The organism is Pseudomonas sp. S5D5 (genome assembly GCF_003013355.1).
Lineage (GTDB): Bacteria > Pseudomonadota > Gammaproteobacteria > Pseudomonadales > Pseudomonadaceae > Aquipseudomonas > Aquipseudomonas aylmerensis.
The window spans coordinates 4,834,818-4,860,983 of sequence record NZ_PTEO01000001.1; the positions used below are offsets into that span (position 1 = coordinate 4,834,818).

Below are 26,166 nucleotides of genomic sequence, written 5' to 3' on the forward strand. Positions count from 1 at the left end.
GTCCAGCGGTCATATAAATACGGGCGCGAGGGCTATATACTCTCGCGCCCGTTTTTGCTTTAGAGGACTTATCTCGTGTCCAACGTCGTTGCCGATCATCTCGTCTTGCTCGACCACTTGCGCAGCATCCTGGTTGCCGTCGGCGAAGCCGAACAGGTACCCGAGGAAAGCCACACCCTGTTCCTGGAGCGCTTCGACGAATTGCGCGCCCTGCTGCCGATCGACCCGATCGAAAGCCAGTACCTGGGCCAGGACCTGATGAGCCAGGTCATCCTGCGCTACCCACAGATTGCCCACCTGGTACCGCGCGACCTGCTGTGGTTCTTCGGTGGTGACTGCCTGCACTTCATGCCTGACGAAGAACTGGACCTGTACCAGGCCCTGGAAGAGCGTCGCTTCGAAGCCGAACAGAACGACGAACCGTTCGACTGGAACCAGGAAAAGCAGCTGCTGGCCATGCCGCAGGACCAGAGCAAGCACTGATTAACCCCCACGATTTCCCTTGCAGGAGCCGGCTTGCCGGCGATGGAGGCCTTGAGTCCAGCGGTGACTTCAAGGGCCAATCGCCGGCGACCCGGCTCCTACCAGGTGTTGTCGGCGCAATGTCGGCTCCTTCGCCATGCATTCCACCAGATAGTCGATAAACACTCGCAACTTCGGCGACAGGTACCGCGTCGGCGAATGCAGCAACCACGCCTCGCCATGGTAGGACGCAATAAAGTCCCATGCCGGCAACACCTGCACCAAGCGCCCCTCCTCCAAGGCATGCCGCGCGGTGAAATACGGCAGGCTGCCAATCCCCACATGCTGCAACACCGCATCCAGGCGTACCCCGGTGTGGTTCGCCGCATAACGTCCGTGCACACCCACCGTCACCGTCTTGCCCGCCTGGCGAAATTTCCAGCGTGAGTCCGCCGGGGTTTCACCCAGGTAGATGCAGCTGTGTGCGAGCAAATCCTGGGGGTGACCCGGCGTGCCGTGCTCGGCCAGGTACTGTGGGGTCGCGCACAACAAGTGCTCGATGGGTAACAGCTGCCGTCCGACCAGCCCCGGCGGCGGGCTGTCGGTGATGCGGATGCTCAGGTCCACGTTGTCATCGATCAGGTCCACGTGCCGGTCCTCGAGGATCAGTTGCACATCGACATTGGGATAGCGCCGCAGAAACTCCGGCATATGCGGGTGCACCACAAACCGCCCCACCGCCTTGGGCACACTGACCCGCACCTGACCTTCGGCCTCATGGGTGAACTGGCCGCTGATCTCCATGACCGAACGTGCCGCGTTGACCATCTCCTGGCAACGCTTGAACACCTCTTCCCCGCCCTCGCTCAGGCGTAGCTTGCGCGTAGTGCGTTGCAGCAAACGGGTGGCCAGGGCCTTTTCCAGGCGCGAGATGCTGCGACTCACCGAAGACGGCGAAGCCCCCATCTGCCGGGCCGCCTCGGAAAAGCTGCCGGCTTCCACTACCTTGACGAAAATCGCCATTTCACCCAGCAGCGGCAAGGGAAGATTGATGCTCATAGCGCACAGGTCCATTGAGAGTTGAGCGGATTATCACCCATCCACGCACTATTTATACTGCTCGCAGAACCTTGATGCGGATGTAGATAATGACCGAGCGCCTGTTTTTCACCCACGATCACCTGACTGCCGAGCTTGAAGTGCTGGACTGCACGCCGCACGAAGACCTCTTTGCCGTCACCCTGCAGTCAACCCTCTTCCACCCGCAAGGCGGCGGGCAACCTTTCGACACCGGCTGGCTCGGCGAGGCCAACGTCCTGCGCGTCACCCAGGAAGCCGATCGCGTGGTGCACTACACCGACCGCCCCGTGGCGCGTGGCTTGATCACCGCACGGGTCGACGAGCAACGCCGCGCCCTGCACACACGCCTGCATTCCGCCGGGCACTTGATCGGCAACGTTGGCGAGACCCTGGGCTGGATGCCCATCAAGGCGCATCACTGGCCGGGCGAAGGAAAGATCACGTTTATCCGCGGCGACGCCGCCCAAGTCCTCGAGGCCGAGACGATTCAACAGCAAGTCAACCAGTGGATTGCCGCCGACTATCCGCGCCATATGACCCTGCAAGACGGCACCCGCGAGGTCGGCTTCGGCGAACTGCCGGCCTACGCCTGCGGCGGCACGCATGTACAGGCGCTGAGCGAACTGGGCCAAGTGACCATCCTGGCCCTGTCGGAGAAAAAGGGCGCACTGTCGGTGCGTTACACCCTCGACTGAAGCGCTACGCCCGGCTTGCTGGGTGAGATTTTCCTACCCTGGCAGGGGTGCTCCATCTGGCAGCCTCACCACCAGTGACAGGTGCAACCATTCTGGCAGCCTCACCCCCGTGGTGAGCAGGCTTGCCCTGCGTTGGGCTGCGCAGCAGCCCCAATTAGGCCGCCGCGGTTTGTCTGGGAAAAACTCCAGTCAGGTTTGGGGGCTGCTGCGCAGCCCAACGCAGGGCAAGCCTGCTCACCACAACAAGCCTGCTCAACATCACAAAACTTAATTGCCATAACACCGTGCTTGTCACACCCCCCCCAACTGCCCGCTGCGACAGATAAGTCACTGTGTCAGGTGCACTCGCTTTGATGGGCAAACCCACAGTGTCAGGTTCACCCACCGTGACAGGTGCACTCCACCTGGCAGCCTTCCCCCCGTGGTGAGCAGGCTTGCCCTGCGTTGGGCTGCGCAGCAGCCCCAATAAGGCCGTCGCGGTTTGTCTGGGAAAAACTCCAGTCAGGTTTGGGGGCTGCTGCGCAGCCCAACGCAGGGCAAGCCTGCTCACCACAACGAACCTGTTCACCACAACAAGCCTGCTCAACATCACAAACTTGATTGCCATAACACCGTGCTTGTCACCCCCCAATTACCCGCTGCGACAGATAAGTCACTGCGTCAGGTGCACTCGCTGTGATAGGCAAGCCCACAGTGTCAGGCTCACCCGCAGTGGCAGGTGCACCCACTCTGGCAGGTTCCCCCCTGTAGTGAGCAGGCTTGCCCTGCGTTGGGCTGCGCAGCAGCCCCAATAAGGCCCCCACAGTTTGTCTGGGAAAAACTCCAGTCAGGTTTGGGGGCTGCTGCGCAGCCCAACGCAGGGCAAGCCTGCTCACCACAATAAGCCTGCTCAACATCACAAAACTTGATTGCCATAACACCGTGCTTGTCACAACTTACCCAACTGCCCATCACCAGGCGGTACATTAAGCTGCCCGCTGCGACAGATAAGCCACTGTGTCAGGTGCACTCGCTGTGATAGGCAAGCCCACAGTGTCAGGTTCCCCCGCCGTCACAGGTGTACTCCACCTGGCAGCCTTCCCCCCGTGGTGAGCAGGCTTGCCCTGCGTTGGGCTGCACAGCAGCCCTAATAAGGCCCCCACAGTTTGTCTGGGAAAAACTCCAGTCAGGTTTGGGGGCTGCTGCGCAGCCCAACGCAGGACAAGCCTGCTCACCACAACAATCCTGTACACCACAATAAGCCTGCTCAACCACAACAAGCCTGCTCACCACAACAGCCTGCTCAACATGACAAACCTGATTGCCACAGCATCATGTTTGCCACAACAAACCCTATCGCCCGTCTCCAGGCGATGCCTCAAGCTGTCATCACCCCCGCCCTGCCCGGCTCCGTCACAAACGACTTGAGAGTCGACACGCCAGCCTGTGGATCGCGCGGGTCGCTGATCGCGCGAAACTTCGTCAGCATCTGCCGCGCCTCCAACTGCACCGACACGTACCCGCGCTGGCGACTGTCGAAAAACTTCACGTGCGGGTTGAGTGGCAACAACTGGGAAAACGCATCATAGGGCGGGCCATCGGACGTCACCGATGAGCCGACGAATTCGGTGGCCACGATCGGTGAGTCCAGATCATTGCCATCGACGTGCAAGTCCGTGGCCCAGAACGAATGGATATCACCGCCCCAGAACACCGGGTTGTTGACGCGGTGGCGCTGGATCGATGCGAGCATCCGCGAACGGTTGGCCATGTAGCCATCCCAGCCATCGGTCCAGCGCCCAAGTGCCTGGCTGGTCGGGTCGCGCTGGGTCAGCGGCGCCACCAGCAAGTCCTGGGCGATCACATTCCACTGCGCCCGCGACTGCGCAAAGCCCTGGTCCAGCCAAGCCTCCTGCTGCCAGCCGAGCATAGTCCGCGCGGGGTTGCGCAGGTCGGCGCAGGTGTTGGCGGCGATATGCCCCTGGTGGCTGCCGTTGGCCGGAATGCACGGTTGTTCGGAGCGATACTGACGGCCGTCGAGCACGTGGAAACGCGCCAGTCGGCCGTAGTCCAGGCGCCGATAGATGCGCATATCCGGGCCTTTGGGCACGCTGCTCGCACGCAGCGGCATATGTTCATAGAACGCCTGGTAAGCCGCCGCGCGCTGCTGGAGAAATTGCGCCACCGGGATCTTGGGATCCTGGGACCAGCGATTGGCGTAGTCGTTCTGCACTTCGTGGTCGTCCCAGGTCGCCACGCTGGGTGCGGCGGCATGCAAGGCCTGCAGGTCCGGATCGGTCTTGTACAAGGCATAACGGTTGCGGTAATCGCCCAGGCTCACCGCATTGCCGCTGCCGTGGGCGCGAATGATTTTGCCTGAGTCCGCCGCGTAGGAGCTGTCGTAGATATAGTCACCGAGAAAAAACACCAGGTCAGGCTGCTCTGCCGCGAGGTGACGGTAGGCGCTGAAATAGCCGCGCTCCCAGTGCGAGCACGAGACAAATCCCAACCGCGCCGACGCCAGCGCTTGCACGGCGGGCGCCGTACGTGACTGCCCCACCGGGCTCTGCGCGCCGAGGCCTTCGAACTGATACCAATACGGCCGGCCCGCCTCCAGCCCGGCGACTTCCACGTGCACCGAATGGGCAAACCGCTCGCTGGCCATGACCTCGCCCTGTCGCACGATGCGGGTCATCGCCGCATCGCTGGCGACCCGCCAACGCACCGCCACCGAACGGCTCAACCCACCCCGGCCATCCACTGCATTGAACAGCGGCGCCAGGCGCGTCCAGATCACAAAGCCATCCGGCAACGGGTCGCCCGACGCCACGCCCAGGGTAAACGGATAGTCGACCCCGGCACTGCGCGCGAACGGACTGAGGATCGAAAACGTGGTGGCCACCGCCAGCCCGGCGAGTACCCGGCGCCGGCCGTGGTCGACGCCGCCGCTCACACCCGGTACTCCCACACCTCACGCACCGTGGCGAACACCAGCAGGTCTTCATGCACGCCGTTCTTGAGGAACGCGCCGCGCATGCAGCCTTCATATTGCAGGCCGATTTTCTCCATGACCCGCGCCGATTCCTTGTTGCGACTGAAGCACTGGCTGCCCACGCGATGCAGGCCAAGTTCGACAAAGCCGTAGTCCATCAATGCTGTCGCCGCCTCGGCCGCGTACCCCTGGTTGCGCGCATCCGCCGCGACCCAGCCGCCCAGGTGTCCGTAGCGATGAGCAGCATTGATGCGCAGGCTGACGATACCGATCAGCTCGCCATTGTCACGCCGGTGCATCCCCAGGCTCAGCAACCCCGTCGAGCGATATTTCGCCTGCATGCCGTCAATGAAATCCAGCGCGATTTCCAGGGTGTAGGGCGATGGAATACTGGCGGTGTTATCGGCGATCTTCGGACCGTTGGCGAGGGCGCACAACGTCTCGGCCTGGGTTTTTTCCAGGGCGCGCAACAGCAGTCGCGGGGTGGACAGATGGGGCAAGTCGCTGCTCATTTCCGGGGTGGCCTCGATGTAAAGTTTTTGAGAATGGCCGCGCTTCGTTTCAATTCTGTTACGTCACAAAAATGACTTGTGAATGCCCTGTAAGACGCGTCCTAGAGCCCTCAAAACGTCAATTAAAGTTAACCATTCGGTCATTTTTGGTTGTTAGCGTGTCGCCCCTAATTCAATGACGGGGTAGCGGAATGAGAACCTGGGACGAACCGAAAAAACGCAAGGCGCACATCGAGCTGATCCCGATGATCGACGTGATGATGTTCCTGTTGGTGTTTTTCGTACTCGTGAGCCTGAACGTGATTCCGGCCCTCGGCATGAAGACCCAACTGCCCAGCGCCAGCAGTTCGCAGCAGCTCAAGCCGCAGAACAAATTCATCCTGACCCTGGGCCTGGAAGGCCAGCTGCAACTGGATGGCAAGGACCTCACCGTCGATGCGCTGGTGCCGGCCTTGAAGGCGGCCGAAAAGCCTGACACCAAGTCGACGATCATCGTCAACAGCGATAAGGGCGTGGAAGTTTCGCGCCTGGTGGAGGTGATGGACACCCTGCGTCTGGGTGGCTTTACCTCCGTGTCCATCGCCACGCGCAAGTCGTGATCATGTACGTCCTGTTTCGTGCGCGACAGCTGCTGGGCAGTGTCCCGGCCCTGATCGCCCTGGTGCTGATTGCACTGGGAATCCAGTCCCAGACGTTGAAGGTTGAACCGGTGTACGACGAGTCCGCGGTCGAGCTGGCGTTGGTCGAACCCGAGCCGCCAGTGACCCCGGAGCCGGTGGTGGAACAAGAGCCACCGCCGCCGGTGATCGAGGATGAAGAGGCAGAGCCGGCCCCGCCGCCACCGCCGCCCAAGCCGTTGCCAAAACCTGAGCCCAAGCCCAAGCCGAAACCTCAGCCAAAGCCTGTTGTGGCCAAGCCATCGCCCGTGCCGACACCGCCGCCGGTGGCCGCCAAACCGGCCCCCGCCGTGGCGGCCCAGGCCGCGCCAACGCCGGCACCACCGGCCCCGCCGAAAGTCGACGGCCAGGCACTCGAAGGCGGCTATCTCAAGGGTTTGCGCAACGAGTTGGACACCTACAAACAGTACCCCACCGGACGCCAGGCTTCCCTCGAACGCCCGACCGGCGAAGTCGTGGTCTGGCTGCTGGTAGACCGCCAGGGTCGCGTTCTGGACTCCGGCCTGCAAACCCAGGCCTCGAGCATGTTGCTCAACCGGGCCGCCACCAACAGCTTGCGTCGCATCAAGCAAGTCAAGCCGTTCCCCGAGCAAGCCTTCGGGGGGCGCAATGAGCAGCGCTTCACCGCCACCTTCAACTACAGCGTGCAATAAGCACCCGACACCAGGACGACAGTGATGAGGTTCACACGTATTCATCTGGCACTTGTTGCCGCAAGCATGGGCCAGGGCATGGCCATGGCCGACACCGGCAACAGCGACGTCGGCACCATCGGCGTCCAGGGCAAGGCCACTGCGGGTGGCGGCTACATGGTGCAGGAAGAAAGCATCAAGGGCCGCTCCACGGTGACCAAGGAGGCGCTGGATAAACAGACCGCCACCGGCAACGCCATCGACAAGCTCAAGTACACCCCGGGCCTGAACATTTCCAGCGAAGACAACACCGGCCTGTCGGGCTTTCGCTTCACCATGCGCGGGCTCAACTCCGACCAGGTGGGGATGTCGGTGGACGGCATGCCGATCAACGACTCGGGCAACTACGCGCTGTACTCCAACCTGCTGGGCGACCCGGAAAACATCGATCAGATCTTCGTCACCCAGGGCTCCTCGGAAGCCGACGGCCCGCACATCGGCTCCAGCGGCGGCAACATCGGCATCGTGACGATTCGCCCGACCAAGGAAACCGGCGCGTTCGTCAAACAGGTGATGGGCAGCAACGCCACCCGCAAGACCTTCGCGCGGCTGAACACCGGTGAAGTCAACGGCCTCAGCAACTGGCTGTCGGCGTCCCACACCGAAGGCCAGATGTGGCGCGGCTCGGGTGCAGTGCGGGCGGACAAGGTCGAGTGGAACAGCTTCTTCGATGCGGGCGACGGCAACACCGCCAACCTGATCCTCAAGTACCACGAGCAGGACAACAACAGTTACAGCCAGCTGACCAAGGCGCAGTTCCAACAGAACGGCCGCAAGTACGACCCCTACCCGGCAACGCCGACCGTGGGTGCCAATGGCAAGTACAACAGTTATTACGCGCTGGCGCAGAACCCGTTCCAGACCTTCACCGCCGTGCTCAACACCCAGCTCAAACTGGCTGACAACCTCGCGCTGTCGGTAATTCCGTACTACTACTGGGGCAACGGCAGTGGCGTCGGCTCGTCCAGCTATGCGCTGAACAGCGGCTCGAACCAGGGCGGCGTGTTCGACCTGGGCAACCTGCCTACCGGCGCGCAGTACAACGCCGATGGCACGCCGAACAGCGGCGTGTACTACCGCCCTTCACGCACGCAGACCTGGCGTCCGGGGATCACCACCAAACTGAACTGGGACCTGGGTGATCACAGCGTGCAATTTGGCTACTGGTACGAACGCGCGCGCCAGAGCCAGACCCAACCGTTCATTCCGCTCAAGTCCAGCGGCAAACCGGTCGACACCTGGCCAGACTCCAACGACGCCGTGGTCGATGCCAATGGCAACACCATCCAGGGTCGCGACCGCTTCACCATCACCCCCGCCCAGAAGGTCTGGGCCCAGGACACCTGGTACATCGACCCGGACTGGACGCTGGTGGCAGGCCTCGCCTACATGAACGTCAAGCGTGACGGCACCAACCACGGCAGCCTCACCGAACAGGCGGAAAAACGTAACCAGACCTACAACAAACTGCTGCCCAACGTCGGCCTCAAGTACCAGCTGGATGAGCGCGACCAGTTGTTCTACAGCCTGTCGCGCAACATGCGGATCCCGCAGAACTATGTGCTGTACGACAAGGGCCTGGACTCGATCAACTCCAAGCCGGAAACCAGCTGGAACCACGAGTTGGGCTGGCGCTTCACCGGTGACGACATGACCGTGGCGGCGACCTTGTTCTACATGCAGTTCAAGGATCGCCAGGTCTCGTCCAAAGACATCAACGGCGACTTCGCCGACATCAACGCGGGCGCGGTCAACAACAGCGGCCTGGAGCTGGAGTGGAGCGGCCTGCTGCCCAACCACTTCAACTACTACACCTCCTACACCTACACCAAGGCCGAGCAGCAAGACGACCTGACCGTGTACAACGCCGGCAAAGCCATCGTGCTGCCCACCAGCGGCAAGCAATTTGCCAACGTGCCGAAGAACATGCTGGCGGCCAACATCGGTTATGACGACGGTCGCTTCTACGGCACCTTCGGCGGCAAGTACACGAGCAAGCTCTACGGCGACCTGACCAACGATGAAGCCATTTCCGGGCGCACCGTGTTCAACGCCGGCGCGGGTATCTACCTGCCGGTGGACAAGAAAGTGGTCAAGGACGCCACCCTGCGCCTGAACGTCGACAACCTGTTCGACAAGAAATACCTGGACGGCGTGTACACCACCAAGACCAACGCCGCGACCTACGGCGGTTTCCGCGACGGCGACCCGGCGTACATCGTCGGCCTGGAACGCACTGTGACGGTTTCCCTGGAAGCCAATTTCTAATTGCGAGGTAAGCGAACATGGACATGAACCTGCTCCACGACATCACCTTCTATGTGATGTATGCCGCGATGGCCATCGCCATCTTCATCACCATCGAGCGCGGTATCTACTTCGCCTACGTGCGTCGCCAGGCTCGCGCGCTCACGGCGGTGCTGGACGCCAACGTACACAGCGAACGCGACTTGCCGCAGGGCTTGACCCAACGTGACAGCCTGCCCTTGAGCATGGTGTTGCCGGTGCTGGCACAGAAAGCCTCGCACGGTTCACGCAAGGACCTGGATGACGTGATCGAAACCCAGTACCTGACCACTCGCGCGCCACTGGCCCGCAGCCTGTGGATCATCGAGACCATCACCACGGCCGCGCCGCTGTTGGGCTTGCTGGGTACCATCCTCGGCATCATCGACACCTTCAAGGCGCTGGCGAGTGCCGGGGTGTCCGACCCAGGGCAGATTTCCGGTGGCATCGGCACGGCGCTGTTCGCCACTGGCCTGGGGATCGCCATCGCGCTGTTCTGCGTGGTGTTCCACAACTTCTTCCAGGACAGCCTGGAGCGCATCAACGACCAGTTGAAAATCCTGCTGATCCGCGCCGCCACCGGCGCCCGGGTACAGAGTGAAGTGCCGCACCTGGTGCCGACACCGTTGCACAGCCGCACGGCGTGATGGTTACAGCGGGCGCGCAATGCGCCCGCTTTCTTCGTTGATAGAGGTCCCTATGTCTGCCTCCTTGAAATTGCGTATCGCAGGCCTGGCCGGCTTGCTCATGAGTCCGCTGGTTCAGGCGGACTTTTCGATTCCGGGGTTTGAACTGGTGCACACCGTGCCGGTGGATACCACGCTGGGCACCGACGATTTGCGCCAGCCGGGGCCGGTGTGGATCGCGTTGTTCGATGGTGCCAAAAGCCGCATCGATATCGGCCAGTTCTATGCCGCCGACCATCCTGGCTCGGTAATGGACACGGTGATCGAACACCTTGAGGCCGCCGGCAAACGCGGTGTGAAGATTCGCTTCTTGCTGGAAGAAAAAGGCATCAAGTTGTCAGAAGCTTCCACGCTGGAACGTTTGCGTGCGATCCCCAACCTGACCTTCCGTGTGCTGCCCTATGGGCAACTGAGCGGCGGGATCATCCACGCCAAATACATGGTGGTGGATGGCAAGCAGGCATTTGTCGGCAGCCAGAACTTCGACTGGCGCTCCCTGGAACATATCCACGAAACCGGCCTGCGCATCAGCGACGCCACCGTGGTGAGCCAGGTCCAGGCGATCTTCGAACAGGATTGGCGCGCCCAGGCAGCGCTGACCGAGCACACCCCGGTGCCCTTGCCCGTAGCCAGTGAACCCCCTGCGCGCACTGGCAACTATCTGGTCGCCAGCCCGCAGCGCTACAACCCGCCGGGTGTCGGCGATTCACAACTGGAGTTGCCGCGCCTGCTCGGTGAAGCCAAAAAAGAGGTGCGCGTGCAACTGCTCGACTATGCGCCGCTGTCCTACGGGCCGGATAAAACCCGCCCTTATTACGCGGTGATCGACAATGCCGTGCGCGCAGCGGCGGCGCGTGGGGTGTCAGTCAAGCTGATGGTGTCCAACTGGAACACCGACAAACTGGAACTGCCCTACCTGAAAAGCCTGGCGGTCCTGCCCAACGTCCAGGTCAAGATCGTCACCCTGCCGCAAGCCATGCAAGGGTTTATCCCTTACGCGCGGGTGATCCACAGCAAGACCATGGAGATCGACGGCCAGGTCGCCTGGATCGGCACCAGCAACTGGCTGGGTGGGTATCTGGATAATTCGCGCAACCTGGAAGTAGTGATGCGCAGCGAAGCGATGGCCAAGCGTGTCGGGCAACTCCATGAGCAATTGTGGGATGGGCCCTACGCCAAGGCGTTGAACGTAACCGAGGCGTACCCCGAGCCCCACCCTGGCCAGCCCTGACTCGGGCCACCTGCAGGCGCTGGCTTACCGACGAAAATAGTCCCGGCACTGTGATCCGCCTGGCAATGCGCTTCATCGTCGGCAAGCCGGCTCCTGCGGGACCCTTTGCGTAGACCCTCGCCCGTGGAAAAAAGAGGTGGTAGTGTGTGGAAATGTTTCTGACATATCGATCAGAAACTTCCTACTCACTACCTGCAAAGGAATGCGTCTCTCAATGCACTTTCCACTCAAGCAACTAGCGGCTGCCACCGTGTTCGCGGCCAGCCTTTCGGCCATCGCCACACCTGCCTTCGCCAACATCACACCCGACCAAAGCACGGCGATTCTCAAGAGTTTCAACGAAACGTCCGTCACCGATTTCCGTGGTTTCCTCGGCGCACTGGCCAAGGGCGAGTTGGGTAAAACCAGCGACGTCGGCCCGGCAATCAGTGCCTTCCTGGATAACAAAACCCTGAGCGCCGACCAGCAGAACGAAATCAATCGCCTGCTCGGTATCTACACTCGCGTGAAGTACGGCAAGGCCGCCACCGAAACCCTGCGTGAGCTGGTGGAAATCCCGACCTTCAACGTCGACGGTGTGCCGCAGTACAAGAACCCGGAATTCATCAAGATCGCCGGCAAGATCCAGGCCCTGGCGAAAGACTTCAACCTGAACTTCCGCAACATCGACAATCGCGTCTACGAGATTTCCCTCGAAGGCAGCGGTGATGAAGTAGTCGGTATCCACGCCCACGCCGATGTGGTGCCGGTGACGCCAGAGAACTGGGTGCTCAAGGATGGCACCAAGCTAGATCCGTTCAAGGTCACGCTGATCGGCGATCGCATGTACGGCCGTGGCACCGAGGATGACAAGAACGGCATCGTGGTGGCCCTGTACGCCATGAAGGTCATCAAGGAAGAAAAGCTGCCGCTGGCGCGCAATTTCAAGCTGCTGGTGGACACCACCGAAGAAACCTCCGGCGACGCGATCCCCTATTACTTCGAGCACAACCCGACGCCGCAGTACAACCTGGCGCTGGACGGCGGCTACCCGGTGGTGATTGCCGAGAAAGGCTACGGCACGGTCATGGCCACCTTCCCGCGTCGCAAGGGTGAAGGCAAAGGCGCGGAAATCATCTCGATGACCGGCGGCATGGCGACCAACCAGATCCCTTCGGCCTCGGTCGCGACCTTCGTCAGCGACAAACCGGCCGAGCTGGCCGCCAGCCTGCAAAAGGCCGGGACTGAATACGCCAAGCGCAACGGCGGTGATTTTGCAGTGGCCGCCAAGGTCGACGGCAAAAACGTCAAGCTGACCGTCACCGGCGTGTCCGCTCACTCCTCCGAACCCGAGTCCGGGGTCAACCCGGTCGCACGCATGCTGGAGCTGATCCACAGCGTCGACGGCAAGATTGCCCTCAAGCACAACCACATCACCGACGCGGCGCGTTATGCGTCCGACAACTGGGGCCTGGATTACCTCGGCGGCAAACTGGGCGTGGGCTTCTCCGATGATTTCATGGGCCCGTTGACCACCTCGCTGACCTTTGTCGGCCTGGATGACAAGGCCTTCAAGCTGGCGGTGAACCTGCGCGTGCCGAAGGGCAAGTCGCCGGAGAAACTCAAGGCCGAGATTGCCGACAAGCTGAATGCCTGGGACAAGCAATCCAAGGTCAAGGTGGACTTCACCTACTCGGTCGCCGAACCGATGTACCGCAACCCGGAAGGTGAATGGGTCAAGGCTTTGTTGGCCGTCGCCAGCGAAAACCTGGGCATGGAGCACAAGTTCGGCACCTCGGCCGGCGCGACATCGGTACACGAACTGCCCAATGGCGTGCAATTCGGCCTGGCGCGCCCGGAAGTGAAGTACACCGGGCACACCGACAACGAGTTCAAGACCGTCGACCAGTTCCTGCTGGACCTGCAGATCGTCACCGAAATGATGAGCCGTATCGGCCAGCTGCCGAAGCTCTGATCCAAAGGAGCCCGCCGCAATGGCGGGCTCTTCAGGCTTGCAGCATCAACATATCCTCGAAAAAACCACCGACCGGCTCCGTGGGATGGCACAGCTGGATCTCCAGCACCCAGGCCATTTCACTCGGCGGGATTTCCAGGTCCGCCAGGTCCTTGCACTCGAACAACGCGTGGGGGAAATCCGCGAGGCGATGCCCCGCGAGATTGCGCGCCAACCTCCAGCCTTTTGACACCGCACTCTGCTCGGCAAAGTCATACAGTTCGCGACCGGTGAGGCCCCGTAGCCAGGCGTCGCGGGTCGCATCGAACACTTCGTGCAGGGCCGTCCTGCATGCCAGGTGCAACGGCGATTCACCGAACACAAAGGTATCGCCATAGTCGCCCTCGTAGCCGTCCCACACCGGGCCGAGGTCGACCACGACAATATCGGTGGCGCGTAGCCTGCGTTGACGATCGATACCTTCGCGGGGTGGGCGAACGGTATCGTCGCCAAAACGAATATAAGTCGGATGCCAGGTGTGAGACGCGCCCATGGCCTGCAGCTGTTCGGCGGCCATATCAAGGGCTTCGCCGGTGGTCATGCCCACCTGCAGGCGGCTGGCAATTGCCGCCAGGGCGCGTATGGACTGGTCGCGCGCCGCCAGCATGCCGTCCAGGGAGTAGCGCGGACCAACTTTTTCCCACACAGGATGCAGCGGCTTCGATGCCGTGCCCGCACTCGACCGGCCGCTGGGCACAAAGGCTTCCGCGACAAACCGATGGCCCGGCAGGCCCGCTTCCAGGCATTCGGTACGCACCTGGGTGATCATTGCGCCGCTACCGCACGCGTACACGTGGGCCACTTCCCAGTGATGCCCATGGCTGAGCGCCACTTCCTGCACCCGGCCCTGCGAGGCCAGCACCGGGTGCCAGTGAAAACGCGGATGCTCGATCACCGCTGTGTCCAGGAACACGCGGTCATAAAAATCGGCCGGCTGCGCACCGCCCCAGTACAACGTCACCTCGACATCGCGTTTCAAGGCGCTCAGCAGGATCGGCTTGATGCCAGCGTAGCCGGTGCCCGTGGCGAACAAGACTACGGGCGCATCGTCATGGTCCTGCCAGGTACAGGCACCAAACGGCCCTTCCAGTTGCAACAGATCGCCGGCTTCCAGGCACCCCAGCAGGCTTTCGGAAAACAGCCCGCCGCTGACCTGGCGAATCTGGAAGACCAGCCGCCCCTCGTCTTCGGCCGGCAGGTTGGCGATCGAGAAACAACGCGAGTCGCCGTCGACCAGTTGGATCTTGAGGTACTGGCCCGCCCGCACCGCCAGGGGCGTATCCGGCATCACCACCAACTCGATGATGTCGGGGCTGAGTGCGCGTTTGCTCAGCACGGTTGCCTCGACGACCAACGCGGGCGAGTCCAGCGACCAGCCGGGAATTTCCAGGCGCATGTCGCCGCAGGCGTGGCTCTGGCACAACAACATCTCATTGGCTGCCAGCGGATAGCAGGGCGCCGGCGCATCCGGCGCGAGCTGTTTGGCCCGGTACTGACCTTCTGCGACCACCACCTTGCACGACCCACAAGCACCGCGGCGGCAGGAAAATGGCACGGACAGGCCGTGGGCGAGCATCGCATCCAGCAACAGCTCATCACCGGCCTCAAAGGTTTTCCCCGAGGGGGACAGTTCGATGACATGACGTGTATTCATAACAACCTCGGGGTAAGTGAGGCTTGATTGTTGCGCTAGACTAGGCCCATTAAAACCTCCAGTTTTGGATACTTCAGATGGTCCAGATGCGTAAATGGCGTCCGCTGCTCAAGCTGGACGAGGGTGACGGCCAGGCGTCCTACCGCAAAATCGCCGAAGGCCTGGTGACCGCGATCGTTGAAGGGCGATTGCCGCCCGGCACATTGCTGCCGGGCACGCGGGAAATGGCGCAGTTGCTCGACGTCAACCGCAAGACCGTGATCCTCGCCTACGAAGAAGCGTTGACCAAAGGCTGGCTCGTCAGCGAGCCACGCCGTGGGACCTTCGTCAACGCGCAGCTGACGCCCAAGCAGTTGCCGAGTCGCGCGCAACAGTCCTTCGCTCCGCCCATCCTCGCGCAGGCGGTCGCCCCGTATTTCGCCCAGAACGCCCAGGTGACGGCACTGCAGCATCGGCATGGCGCGCTGTTTTTCGATAACGGCACCAGCGATCACCGCTTGCTGCCCCAGGCCGTCCTGCATCGGTACTACCGCAATGCATTGCGCAACAGCTTCAGCTCCAACACCGTGCGCTACGGCAGTGAGGGCACGGGCTACCATTTGCGCTGCGCCCTGGCCGAGATGCTGCGCAACAACCGCGGGTTGACGATCAGCGCCGAGAATATCTGCCTCACCCAAGGCACCCAGGTGTCGCTGTACCTGACCGCGAGCCTGCTGCTCAAACCCGGAGACGTGGTGCTGGTGGAACGCCTGAGTTACCCTCCCGCGTGGGAGATTTTCCGCAAGCTGGGCGCGCAACTGGTCACTGTGGAGATGGACGAAGAAGGCTGTCGCACGGACCAGATCGACCGCCTCTGCCGCGAACACAAGGTGCGGATGATCTATCTCACCCCACACCACCAGTTTCCCACCACCGTGAGCCTGCACGCGGCGCGACGCCAGCAGCTGTTGGCGTTGGCGGCACTGCATGATTTCTGCATCATCGAAGAAGACTACGACCACGAATACCACTTCAACGGGCGGCCCTACCTGCCCCTCGCCAGTGACCGCTCGCAGCGCCATGTGATCTATGTCGGTTCGTTATCCAAAGCCCTTGGCTCGACGTTTCGCTGCAGTTATGTGGTGGCGCCCACGGATGTGATCCAAGCCCTGCACAGCAATGCCGCGCTGATGATGGGGGATGCCGATGCGGTCGCGCAGAAAATGCTCGCCGACCTGATCAATGATGGGGAGCTGAAGAAGCATTTGCGCCGGGTGTCGAAGGAATACCGCGTCCGCCGCGAAACCTTGCAGAGCTGCCTGCATGAGGCGTTCGGTGATCGAATCAAGGTACGCGAGCCGGAAGGTGGCCTGGCGCTGTGGGTACGCTTCGACGATGAAATCAACGTCGAGCAGATGGTCGGCGCGGCACTGGATCACGGGCTGGTCGTACGCAGTGGCCGACAGTTTTCGCCGCTGGACCAGCCGGAAAATGCGCTGCGCCTGGGCTTTGCAGCACTCAATCAGGCAGAAATCCGCGAGGCTACAGTGCGTTTGGCCCACGCGGCGAACTTGCGATAAAACGCGCACAAACAAAAACGCCGATCATTGCTGATCGGCGTTTTCATTGAATATGGAGCGGGAAACGAGACTCGAACTCGCGACCCCGACCTTGGCAAGGTCGTGCTCTACCAACTGAGCTATTCCCGCAAATGGCGTCCCCTAGGGGACTCGAACCCCTGTTACCGCCGTGAAAGGGCGGTGTCCTAGGCCACTAGACGAAGGGGACACACAACTGAAACACATGGTGTGTATTTCAGTGTCCAGAGATTAAATCCGAAGATTATGCCCTGGTTTCACTCAGTGCCGCCCGAAAGCAACACTGCTTAAATTTGGAGCGGGAAACGAGACTCGAACTCGCGACCCCGACCTTGGCAAGGTCGTGCTCTACCAACTGAGCTATTCCCGCATATTGGCGTCCCCTAGGGGACTCGAACCCCTGTTACCGCCGTGAAAGGGCGGTGTCCTAGGCCACTAGACGAAGGGGACACACGTACAACATTCACTCCCTACCGCGTTTCGCTGTGTGCTTTACGCTGTAAGTGGCGCGCATTCTATGGATGGATTGAAAGGTCGTCAACCCCCAAGGATAAATTTATTTAAATCAATGACTTCGCCCTGCTTTGCGGGCCCCGGCGGGCATTCTGCCCGTTAGGGCTTTGACGCCTATATTCTGGCGCACCACAAGGCGCTATAGTTCGCTCCAGCAAATGATGGCAATGTGCATCCATGCAGGGAACGCCTTACCTATATAGAAGAAACTACCCGGGCAACTGGTCGCTCAGTCCTATCCGGCGGATGCCTCAGTCTCTACACTCCACAGCAAACCCTATAAAGAGGTCACACCGGTGACACCACTCATGATCACCCTGCTGGTAATAGCCGGGATCGTAATACTGATCGCCATTGGCTACATGAACCACGTGGTGGAAAACAACAAGCTGGAAAAGAAGCGCACCGAGATCGAGCTCAATGATCGCCTGCGCCGTTGCGGTGAAATCACCGAGACCTTCCCCGGCCAGTTGATGACGCCGGCGCTCAAATTGTTGCTGACCCGCCTGGAACTCAACGTCAACCAGCGCCTGTTGAATCTCAACAAGACCAGCGCACCGATCAAGGCCCGGATCACCGAGTTGAATGCACTGGTGGCCCAGGGCGAGTCGATCCCGGTGGCCAACCCGCCCGCCCCGATCCAGACCGAAGCCAAGGCCAAGGACGTGCGTTTCCTGCTCGAAGCCCTGCACGGCCAAGTCACCCGCGCCGCCCAGGACGGCTTCCTGCCGACCAACGAAGCCAAGCACTGGATCAAGGAAATTCGCCATATCCTGGTGCTGCTGCACATCGAGTTCTTCAACAACCTTGGCCAGCATGCCCTGCAACAAGGCCAACCGGGCCAGGCCCGCCTGGCGTTCGAGCGTGGCGTGCAGTACTTGCGCAAACAGCCGGAACCGGTGATCTACAGCGCGCAGCTGCAACAGCTGGAAGCGCAACTGGCCAAGGCCAACTCGACAGTGCTGACCAACAGCAAGCCGGCCGAAGATGAAGTCAACGAGCTGACCGAAGGCCTCAAAGTGGTCGACGCCGACGCCGAGTGGAAAAAGAAAGTCATCTACGACTGAGTGGCCGTACTGCGGGCCGCTCGTTGAGGCGAGCCCGCTTCTTGTGGCAAGCCCGCTTGTTGTGGCGAACGAGCTTGTTGTGAAGAGCGGGCTTGTTGTGGCGAGCGAGCTTGCCCCGCGTTGGGCTGCGAAGCAGCCCCATCACAGCAAAACGCGGTGTTTCAGTTGCCCCCTCACTGCCTGATTTTGGGGCCGCTTCGCAGCCCAACGCGGGGCAAGCCCGCTCGCCACAACAGCCCCTCATCCACAACACTTCCATTCACCTCAACAACCCTCATCCACAACAACCCCATTCACCTCAACAACCCTCATCCACAACAACCCCATTCACCTCAACAACCCTCAAACATAACAACCCCACTCACCCCAACAACCCCTCATCCACAACACCTCCATTCACCTCAACAACCCTCATCCACAACAACCCCACTCCCCCAACAAACCCTCCTACACACCCACCCCATCAAACCCTCATCCAAAACACGCGGCTTGCCACGAAATGCCATCAATGTGCATCTATCCCCCCGCCTCCGACTAGGGTAAAAACGTGCCCCTAACTCCGTAAAGTCAGAGGCCCGCTATGCCTGTCGCCGTTATCGATGGACAACCGCTGCACTACGTCGACCAAGGCACCGGCCCGGTCGTCCTGCTGGGTTCCAGTTACCTGTGGAACAGCGACATGTGGGCGCCGCAGATCAACGCCCTGGCGAAATATTATCGAGTGATCGCCCCCGAGCTATGGGGCCATGGCCAATCGGGCCAGATGCCCGAGACCACTGAGTCCCTGGACGACCTGGCCGACCAGGCACTGCGTCTGCTGGATCACCTGCAGATCGACAAGGTCAATCTGGTCGGCCTTTCGGTCGGCGGCATGTGGGGGGCACGCCTGGCGTTGAAGGAGCCCGGCCGGATCAATAGCCTGGTGCTGATGGACACGTATCTGGGCGCAGAACCTCAGGCAACCCGCGACTACTACTTCTCGCTATTGAAGATGATCGAAGACGCAGGCCACTTCCCGGAGCATTTGCTGGATATCGTCGCGCCGATTTTCTTTCGGCCGGGAATCGATCGTGAATCGACCTTGTACAAGGGTTTCCGCCACACTCTGACAGGCTTCTCCGCAGAGCAGCTGCGTGACAGCATCGTGCCACTGGGCCGCGTCACCTTTGGTCGCAGCGATATCCTCGATCAGTTGCACAAGCTCAGCCCCGCTACAACGCTGGTGATGTGTGGAGAAGAAGACCAGCCGCGCCCTCCGGCCGAGGCCAGGGAAATGGCCGAGTCGATTGGCTGCCCACTGGTGCTGATTCCAGGTGCCGGGCATATTTCCAGCCGCGAAAATCCGGAGTTCGTGAATGGCGCGTTGCTGACTTTCCTGGCCAGCCACACCTGACTCCGGCGTTTTGATCGGCGTAACCAGACGGCGATCAAAGCCGGAAATGCCCGACCATCCCCTTGAGCTCCGCACCCAGCTGCGCCAGTTGGATACTCGACGCAGCGTTGCCCTGCATGCTCAACGCCGATTGATCGGCACTGGCACGAATGCTGGTGACACTGCGGTTGATCTCTTCGGCCACCGAGCTTTGCTCCTCGGCGGCGGCAGCAATCTGCTGGTTCATCTGCTGGATCAGTGACACCGCCACCGCGATGCTGCCCAGCGCACTTTCGGTTTCCAGCGCGTCGCTGACGGCCAGTTTCACCAGCTCGCCGCTTTGCTGGATCTGCTGCACCGATGACTGCGCCGCGTTGCGCAAGGTGCTGACCAGCCGTTCGATTTCTTCGGTGGATTGCTGGGTGCGCTTGGCCAATGCCCGCACCTCATCGGCCACCACGGCGAACCCACGCCCTTGCTCACCCGCGCGGGCGGCTTCGATAGCCGCGTTGAGGGCCAGCAAGTTGGTCTGCTCGGCGACGCTCTTGATCACACCCAACACCGTGCCGATGTTCTGGATCTCGGCACTCAGGCTCTCGATGCTGGCGCTGGCATGGGTGCTGGAGGTGGCGAGCAGCTCGATGCGCTGCAGACTCTGGCGCACCACCTGCTGGCCGCAGTCGACTTTGTCGTCCGCGGTCTGCGCGGCTTGCGCGGCCTCTTCGGAATTGCGCGCCACGTCATGCACGGTGGCGGTCATCTGGTTCATAGCCGTGGCCACCTGCTCGGTTTCTTCCTTCTGGCTGCTGACCTCGACATTGGTCTGCTCGGTGACGCTGGAGAGCGAATGCGCCGAGCTGGCGAGTTGCTCGATACCCGCCTGCAGGCCACTGACCATCTGGCTCAGGCCATTGCCCATCTGCTGCATCGCCTGCATCAGCTGGCCGATTTCATCACGGCGAGTGACCTCCATGCGCCCGCTCAGATCGCCGGCGGCAATCTGCTGGGCCACGGCAATCACACTGCGCAGCGGCGCGACGATCAGGCGGGTAATCACCCAGGCCGCAATCAAGCCCACCAGCAGGGCCAGGGCCGACGAGCCAATGATCAGCAGCGCGCTTTTCTTCAGCTGCGCCTGCATCGACTGGTCTTCGGCGTCATACGCCTGGTTGACGCGGCTGACCACTTGCTCGGCGCGATCGCGCAGCTGCTTGTAGACGCCTTTTTCCTGTGCCAGCAGGCCGGTGTATTCAGCGAGTTTCTCGCTGAACGCGGCAATGTGCCCAGAGACCTCGTTGAGCACCGTTTGATAACCGGGGTCCTTGACCGAGGTTTTCAGTTGTTCGACCTGGGCCAGGGCCTGGTCGGCCTGCTCGATCTTGCCTTGTTCGGCGTCGTCCGCATCCACCTTGCGGCTCTGGTCCAGGCGCACATGGGCTTCGTTCATCGCCTGCAGCATCAGGCGCGAGACCTGGCTGACCTGCCCGGCCTGCTCAATGAATTCGGCGCCCTCCTTGCCCTGGCTTTCCTTCAAGCCATACGCGCCGTCGTCCGCCAGCCCGGCCTGCAACACGTCGAGGTTATTGGCCACGCTGGACACCGACCAACTGGCCATTTCCAGCGCCAGGTCCTTGGTCTGGGTCAGTTCGACGAATTCATCGAAGGCGTTGCGGTAGGCGGCCAGGGCCTGTTCGACATCGCTCATCACCGGCCCATTCGCGGCGGACTGCGCCTTGAGGCTCGCCGCCTGGGCGGCCAAGGCGTCGACACTGGCGTGCAGGGCATCGACCGCCTTGGGGTCGGCGTGCAGCGCGTAGTCCTGTTCGATCAGGCGCACCTTGAGCAACCCGCTGTTGAGCGATGACATCGCCGTGAGGCCTTCGAAGCGTTGCCCAACGGTCTGCAGGGACCACACGCCAATGGCCGCGACCACGGCCGTCAGCAGCAGTACCAAGGTGAACCCCAAGCCCAGCTTTTTCGCCATACCGAGGTTGGCGAAACGTCGTTGCACGCCCGAAATCATTGCACTTGCATCCTCTTGCAATGGCAGATGCCATCAAGCCCGGTTGACCAGAAGCGAGATTGGCAACCCCAAGGCACTGAGCACAAGACGTTGGCGCCTGAATAATGGCAAAAAGCTACTTGCTCGTCGTTTTCAGAATGGTCGAGGTCGATCTGGCAGGCCCCAAGGCCCGGAAAAACGCCTGGGCACGCTGGTCAGCCGCGTAGGCCACGTTGATGCGCAGCCAATCACTGGGTTCACCGCCTGGATTGAACAACGCGCCAGGCGCCAGCAACACCCCGAGCCGCCGCGCGCAGGCCTGCAACCGCGAACGATCGCCGCCTGGCCGCGCCCACACGAACATGCCGCCGGCCGGCACCGCGAACACCTCCCACTCCTCATCCTCCAGGACTTGCAGGGTCGCGGCCATCTCAATACTCAACCGCTTGCGCAAGCGCTGCACCCATTTGCGGTACGTGCCATTGGCCAGCAGCGTAGCCACCACCGCCTCGGCAAATCGCGAGGTGCCAAAACCGGTCAGGGTCTTGAGGCTGGCCAGTTGCTCGATGAGCGCCGTACTGGCACTGAGGTAGCCGACTCTCAAGGCACTGCTCAAGCACTTGGAAAAACTCGCCACATAGATCACCCGATCATCATGGGGCAGCGCCGAAAGTCGCGTGCAACTGGCGTGCTGCAAGTCGCCGTAGACATCTTCTTCGATGATCAGGAAGTCTTTGCTGCCCGCCAACTCCAGCAGACGCTCGGCCACTGCGCGGTTCAGGCTGGTGCCGGTGGGGTTGTGGTACAGGCTGTGGATGAACAGGCACCTGGGCCGATGGCGCTGCAACAGGGCTTCCAGCGCCGGGATGTCCGGGCCTGCGCGAGTACGCGGCACTTCCAGCAACCGCACACCGTGAAACGCCAGTTGCCGATAGAGGTTGCCGTAACCGGGGGTTTCAACCACCACACTGTCACCGGGCCTGAGCAACGTGCGAATAAGCAGGTCCTGGGCGTGGCTGGCGCCGCCAGTGGTAAGGATACGGTCGAGGCTGGTGACAATATGCAAGCGGGACAGGCGCTTGAGCAGTTGCTCGCGCAGCGCTGCCAGGCCCAGGGGCGTGCTGTAGTTGAACAGGCCGCCCGTGTCGGTACGGGTGACTTCGCGAATCGCGTAACTGATGTCATCGCTTTCGCGCCAGGCATCCGGCAACCAGCCACAGCCGAGCTTCAGCTCTCCCAGCGGATTATCGGCAAAGGCGCCCCACTCCCGCTCCGCGCCTTCATACCAGTGCCCCTCGGTCAGCGCGGTCGGCGGGGCCACCACAAAGCCTGAGCCCGGCCTGGCAGCCAACACGCCCTGGGCGACCATCCGTTCGAATGCCTCGATCACGCTGGACTGGCTGAGCAGGTTATCGAGGGCCAACTGCCGCACGGACGGCAGGCGCGTGCCGGGGCTTACCCCGTCCCTGCGAATCCACTCCGCCACGGCGCTGACGATTTGCTGCACCACCGGTACAAGGGCTTGTCGATCGATCCCTAAATCCATGAGCCACTCACTTCAACTGTCTGTTATTCAACCCCAAAGAGTTAAGCACAGAAGGCCGTCATGACCGGCTGCTAAGATTTATTAAATTATTGATTTTATTAGGTTATTTACCTGGTGATACACATTCGGGCGCGGCACTTTGCCAGCTCTGGAAATACCCCACAGCCCCCCAATCCCTTTTCGATTGGGGCGCCGCGCGAGGTCCTAGATTGCGGTTGCGCCACCGTCCACGGCCAGTGCCTGGCCAGTGGTGAATGCAGCGCCATCGCTACAGAGGTAGAGCACCGCACTGGCGATTTCCTCGACCTTGCCGATGCGCCCGACCGGGTGCATGGCCGCGGCAAATTCGGCTTTGCGCGGGTCGGCTTCATAGGCTCGCCGGAACATATCGGTGTCGATCACCGCCGGGCAGACGGCATTGACGCGGATTTTCTTCTTCGCATACTCGATGGCCGCCGATTTGGTCAGGCCGATCACGGCATGCTTGGAGGCGGCGTAAATGCTCATTTTCGGCGCGGCCCCCAACCCCGCCACAGACGCCGTGTTGACGATCGCACCGCCGCCCTGGGCCAGCAGCAGCGGTAGCTGGTGTTTCATGCACAGCCACACCCCCTTGACGTTGACACCCATGATGGCGTCGAACTCATCCAGGCTGCCGTCCGCCAACTTGCCCTTCTCGATCTCGATCCCCGCATTATTGAAGGCGTAATCCAGGCGGCCATAAGCAGCAACGGTCTGCGCCATCAGTTGTTGCACGTCCGCCTCAAGGGTGACATTGCAACGCACGAACAGCGCCTCACCTCCAGCCTGCTGGATCAACGCGACGGTGCCTTCACCGCCGGCCACATCCAGGTCGGCGACCACCACTTTCAAGCCTTCGCCAGCGAAGGCCAGCGCGGTGGCGCGGCCAATACCGGCGGCGGCGCCAGTGACCAGGGCGACCTGGCCGGAAAACGTCATGCTCATGGGGGATGTCCTGTGGGAAAAATAGCCGTGGGTCGAGTCTAGCCAACGCCGCGCTGGGCGCGTCAGCACTATCAGAAGGCCGGTTGGGGCTGCATGAATCGCAGTGATAAGGCCCACTGCATGACTATCAGCAAGGCCTATCGGCGGGCATTCGCGCCCTCGGTCAACCTTGCCCCGCGCGCGTTCAAGGTCTATCACTTGAGGTTCATTTCCAGAAGAGTCGCTGCCATGACCGCCCAGACCAACCGTCAATTCCTGCTCGCCAAGCGCCCGGTCGGCGCAGCCACCCGGGATACCTTCACCTACCAGGAAGTGCCGGTTGGCACGCCCCAGGACGGGCAAGTGCTGGTACGCAATGAATACCTGTCCCTCGACCCGGCCATGCGTGGCTGGATGAATGAAGGCAAGTCCTACATTCCGCCGGTGGGCATTGGTGAGGTCATGCGCGCGCTGGGCGTGGGCAAGGTGATTGCCTCCAACAACCCGAAATTTGCCGTAGGCGATTACGTGAATGGCGCGCTGGGGGTGCAGGATTACTTCCTCGGCGAGCCGCGCGGTTTCTACAAGGTCGACCCTACGCTTGCCCCGCTGCCGCGCTACCTGTCGGCCTTGGGCATGACGGGCATGACCGCCTACTTCGCCCTGCTCGACACCGGGGCGCCCAAGGCCGGTGAGACCGTGGTGATCTCCGGTGCCGCCGGCGCGGTGGGCAGCATTGCCGGGCAGATCGCCAAGATCAAAGGCTGCCGCGTGGTCGGCATTGCCGGCGGCGCCGACAAGTGCAAGTTCCTCGTCGATGAACTGGGCTTCGACGCCGCCATCGACTACAAAAGCGAAGACGTGCCTGCCGCCCTGAAGCGCGAATGCCCCAAAGGGGTCGATGTGTATTTCGATAACGTCGGCGGCGACATTCTCGACGCCGTGCTCAGCCGCCTGGCGCTTAAAGCCCGCGTGGTGATCTGCGGTGCCATCAGCCAGTACAACAACAAGGAAGCCGTGAAGGGTCCGGCCAACTATCTGTCACTGCTGGTCAATCGCGCGCGCATGGAAGGTTTCGTGGTGATGGACCACGCCGCCAACTTCGCCGCTGCCGGCCAGGAAATGGGCGGCTGGATGGCGCAGGGCAAGCTCAAGAGCAAGGAAGATATCGTGGAAGGTCTGGAGACGTTCCCGGAAACGTTGATGAAGCTGTTCAACGGCGAGAACTTTGGGAAGTTGGTGCTCAAGGTCAGCTGACATACCACAGGCAGTCCGGTCGCCACTGTTATATGGGAGCCGGGCTTGCCCGTGACGCAGGCGCCTCGGTGTTTGAGCGACACCGAGGCGCTGCGGTCAGCGCTTACATGATTTCGGCAACCACCGCCGCCAACGCCTTGGCCGGGTCAGCCGCCTGGCTGATCGGGCGACCGATCACCAGATAGTCGGAACCTGCATCCAGTGCCTGGCGTGGCGTGAGGATGCGGCGCTGGTCATCCTGGGCGCTGCCGGCCGGGCGAATGCCTGGGGTCACCAGTTGCAGCGACGGATGCGCAGCCTTCAGGGCCTGGGCTTCCAGTGCCGAGCACACCAGGCCATCGAGGCCGGCTTTCTGCGCCAGGGCGGCCAGGCGCAGGACCTGCTCCTGAGGCTCGATATCCAGGCCGATGCCGGCCAGGTCTTCGCGCTCCATGCTGGTAAGCACGGTCACGCCGATCAGCAAGGGTTTCGGGCCGCTGCGCTGCTCCAGCACTTCCCGGCAGGCACTCATCATGCGCAGGCCGCCGGAGCAGTGCACATTGACCATCCACACGCCCATCTCGGCGGCGGCCTTGACCGCCATCGCGGTGGTGTTGGGGATGTCGTGGAATTTCAGGTCGAGGAACACCTCGAAACCTTTGTCACGCAGGGTGCCGACGATTTCCGCGGCGCAACTGGTGAACAGTTCCTTGCCGACCTTGACCCGGCAAAGCGTGGGGTCCAACTGGTCAGCCAGCTTCAGTGCGGCGTCACGAGTGGGGTAATCCAGGGCGACGATGATAGGAGTCTGGCAGGCGGACATTGGAATGGGCTCTCAGGCAAGTCGAAATCGGCGCGGATTGTAGCGCAAGCGGCGCCGTTGCGGGATCCGATGATCGGTAAATACTGACCAACCGCCGTCAGTCGGGCATTTCCGGGAATTATTTCAAAATTGATACATTCACGACA

Annotated in this window: 20 protein-coding genes, 4 tRNA genes and 1 pseudogene; 12 read left to right on the forward strand and 13 right to left on the reverse strand. The window is 61.7% G+C overall.

Going from position 1 to position 26,166, the window contains the following annotated elements:
- Positions 1–75 precede the first annotated feature (75 nt).
- Positions 76–483 carry a PA2817 family protein gene (locus tag C9990_RS21920; RefSeq protein ID WP_010567536.1) on the forward strand — a complete coding sequence of 136 codons (408 nt, stop codon included), beginning with the start codon at positions 76–78 and terminating at the stop codon, positions 481–483.
- A gap of 69 nt (positions 484–552) precedes the next feature.
- Here C9990_RS21920 and C9990_RS21925 read toward each other — a convergent pair whose 3' ends face one another.
- Positions 553–1,521: a LysR family transcriptional regulator gene (locus C9990_RS21925; RefSeq protein ID WP_106804667.1), complete on the reverse strand. Its 969-nt coding sequence runs from the start codon at positions 1,519–1,521 to the stop codon at positions 553–555.
- A gap of 89 nt (positions 1,522–1,610) precedes the next feature.
- Here C9990_RS21925 and C9990_RS21930 point away from each other — a divergent pair, with 89 nt between their 5' ends.
- Entirely contained in the window at positions 1,611–2,237 is a 627-nt protein-coding gene (locus tag C9990_RS21930) for a hypothetical protein (protein ID WP_106804668.1), read from the forward strand.
- Positions 2,238–3,594: 1,357 nt separating this feature from the next.
- On the opposite strand, the gene C9990_RS21940 is transcribed toward C9990_RS21930, so the two are convergent.
- Positions 3,595–5,169, reverse strand: coding sequence for an alkaline phosphatase (locus C9990_RS21940; RefSeq protein ID WP_106804670.1), 1,575 nt, complete (start codon positions 5,167–5,169; stop codon positions 3,595–3,597).
- Positions 5,166–5,720, reverse strand: coding sequence for a GNAT family N-acetyltransferase (locus C9990_RS21945; protein ID WP_106804671.1), 555 nt, complete (start codon positions 5,718–5,720; stop codon positions 5,166–5,168). Before C9990_RS21945 ends, C9990_RS21940 begins: the two co-directional genes overlap by 4 nt.
- Before the next feature lie 191 nt (positions 5,721–5,911).
- On the opposite strand from C9990_RS21945, the gene C9990_RS21950 reads away from it, so the two are divergent.
- The 6 genes from C9990_RS21950 to C9990_RS21975 all read left to right on the forward strand — a co-directional run bounded on the left by C9990_RS21950 (position 5,912) and on the right by C9990_RS21975 (position 13,246).
- The gene (locus tag C9990_RS21950) at positions 5,912–6,319 is read left to right on the forward strand and encodes a biopolymer transporter ExbD (protein ID WP_005786670.1); all 408 of its coding nucleotides are present in this window, start codon (positions 5,912–5,914) and stop codon (positions 6,317–6,319) included.
- A gap of 2 nt (positions 6,320–6,321) precedes the next feature.
- Complete coding sequence (locus tag C9990_RS21955) at positions 6,322–7,050, forward strand: energy transducer TonB (protein WP_065901440.1); 729 nt, start codon at positions 6,322–6,324, stop codon at positions 7,048–7,050.
- Between the two features lie 24 nt (positions 7,051–7,074).
- A complete protein-coding gene (locus C9990_RS21960) occupies positions 7,075–9,357 on the forward strand; it encodes a TonB-dependent receptor (protein WP_065901443.1) in 2,283 nt (760 codons plus the stop codon).
- A 17-nt stretch (positions 9,358–9,374) separates the two neighbouring features.
- On the forward strand, positions 9,375–10,022 hold the full coding sequence (locus C9990_RS21965; protein WP_065901446.1) for a MotA/TolQ/ExbB proton channel family protein: 648 nt from the start codon (positions 9,375–9,377) through the stop codon (positions 10,020–10,022).
- Between the two features lie 52 nt (positions 10,023–10,074).
- Positions 10,075–11,292, forward strand: a complete 1,218-nt coding sequence (locus tag C9990_RS21970; protein ID WP_106804672.1) for a phospholipase D-like domain-containing protein — start codon at positions 10,075–10,077, stop codon at positions 11,290–11,292.
- A 214-nt stretch (positions 11,293–11,506) separates the two neighbouring features.
- A complete protein-coding gene (locus C9990_RS21975; RefSeq protein ID WP_065901452.1) occupies positions 11,507–13,246 on the forward strand; it encodes a dipeptidase in 1,740 nt (579 codons plus the stop codon).
- Between the two features lie 31 nt (positions 13,247–13,277).
- On the opposite strand, the gene C9990_RS21980 is transcribed toward C9990_RS21975, so the two are convergent.
- Positions 13,278–14,939, reverse strand: coding sequence for a M24 family metallopeptidase (locus C9990_RS21980; RefSeq protein ID WP_106804673.1), 1,662 nt, complete (start codon positions 14,937–14,939; stop codon positions 13,278–13,280).
- A 77-nt stretch (positions 14,940–15,016) separates the two neighbouring features.
- On the opposite strand from C9990_RS21980, the gene C9990_RS21985 reads away from it, so the two are divergent.
- Positions 15,017–16,498 carry a PLP-dependent aminotransferase family protein gene (locus C9990_RS21985; protein WP_106804674.1) on the forward strand — a complete coding sequence of 494 codons (1,482 nt, stop codon included), beginning with the start codon at positions 15,017–15,019 and terminating at the stop codon, positions 16,496–16,498.
- Between the two features lie 53 nt (positions 16,499–16,551).
- Here C9990_RS21985 and C9990_RS21990 read toward each other — a convergent pair.
- From C9990_RS21990 to C9990_RS22005, 4 genes are all read right to left on the reverse strand, one after another.
- Positions 16,552–16,627, reverse strand: a tRNA-Gly gene (locus tag C9990_RS21990).
- A gap of 3 nt (positions 16,628–16,630) precedes the next feature.
- Positions 16,631–16,706, reverse strand: a tRNA-Glu gene (locus C9990_RS21995).
- Positions 16,707–16,810: 104 nt separating this feature from the next.
- A tRNA-Gly gene (locus C9990_RS22000) sits at positions 16,811–16,886 on the reverse strand.
- 4 nt (positions 16,887–16,890) lie between these two features.
- Positions 16,891–16,966: transfer RNA gene (locus tag C9990_RS22005), tRNA-Glu, on the reverse strand.
- Positions 16,967–17,325: 359 nt separating this feature from the next.
- Between C9990_RS22005 and C9990_RS22010 the strand changes: the two genes are divergently transcribed.
- Both C9990_RS22010 and C9990_RS22015 read left to right on the forward strand, forming a co-directional pair.
- On the forward strand, positions 17,326–18,096 hold the full coding sequence (locus C9990_RS22010; protein ID WP_065901461.1) for a hypothetical protein: 771 nt from the start codon (positions 17,326–17,328) through the stop codon (positions 18,094–18,096).
- Positions 18,097–18,676: 580 nt separating this feature from the next.
- Positions 18,677–19,489, forward strand: a complete 813-nt coding sequence (locus tag C9990_RS22015; protein WP_106804675.1) for an alpha/beta fold hydrolase — start codon at positions 18,677–18,679, stop codon at positions 19,487–19,489.
- 34 nt (positions 19,490–19,523) lie between these two features.
- Here the strand turns inward: C9990_RS22015 and C9990_RS33165 are convergent, their stop codons facing one another.
- From C9990_RS33165 to C9990_RS22030, 4 genes and pseudogenes are all read right to left on the reverse strand, one after another.
- Positions 19,524–20,441 (reverse strand): methyl-accepting chemotaxis protein, encoded by a 918-nt coding sequence (locus C9990_RS33165; protein WP_371920708.1) that lies wholly within the window; start codon positions 20,439–20,441, stop codon positions 19,524–19,526.
- A pseudogene (locus tag C9990_RS33170) lies at positions 20,430–21,491 on the reverse strand (HAMP domain-containing protein); the annotation flags it as partial. The pseudogene C9990_RS33170 and the gene C9990_RS33165, both read right to left, overlap by 12 nt.
- A gap of 115 nt (positions 21,492–21,606) precedes the next feature.
- Positions 21,607–23,016: a PLP-dependent aminotransferase family protein gene (locus C9990_RS22025; protein ID WP_106804677.1), complete on the reverse strand. Its 1,410-nt coding sequence runs from the start codon at positions 23,014–23,016 to the stop codon at positions 21,607–21,609.
- Between the two features lie 204 nt (positions 23,017–23,220).
- Positions 23,221–23,982: an SDR family oxidoreductase gene (locus tag C9990_RS22030; RefSeq protein WP_065901475.1), complete on the reverse strand. Its 762-nt coding sequence runs from the start codon at positions 23,980–23,982 to the stop codon at positions 23,221–23,223.
- A 228-nt stretch (positions 23,983–24,210) separates the two neighbouring features.
- Here C9990_RS22030 and C9990_RS22035 point away from each other — a divergent pair, with 228 nt between their 5' ends.
- Positions 24,211–25,218, forward strand: a complete 1,008-nt coding sequence (locus C9990_RS22035; RefSeq protein ID WP_065901479.1) for an NADP-dependent oxidoreductase — start codon at positions 24,211–24,213, stop codon at positions 25,216–25,218.
- Between the two features lie 103 nt (positions 25,219–25,321).
- Here the strand turns inward: C9990_RS22035 and pyrF are convergent, their stop codons facing one another.
- The gene (pyrF, locus tag C9990_RS22040) at positions 25,322–26,020 is read right to left on the reverse strand and encodes an orotidine-5'-phosphate decarboxylase (RefSeq protein ID WP_065901481.1); all 699 of its coding nucleotides are present in this window, start codon (positions 26,018–26,020) and stop codon (positions 25,322–25,324) included.
- Positions 26,021–26,166: the final 146 nt, after the last annotated feature.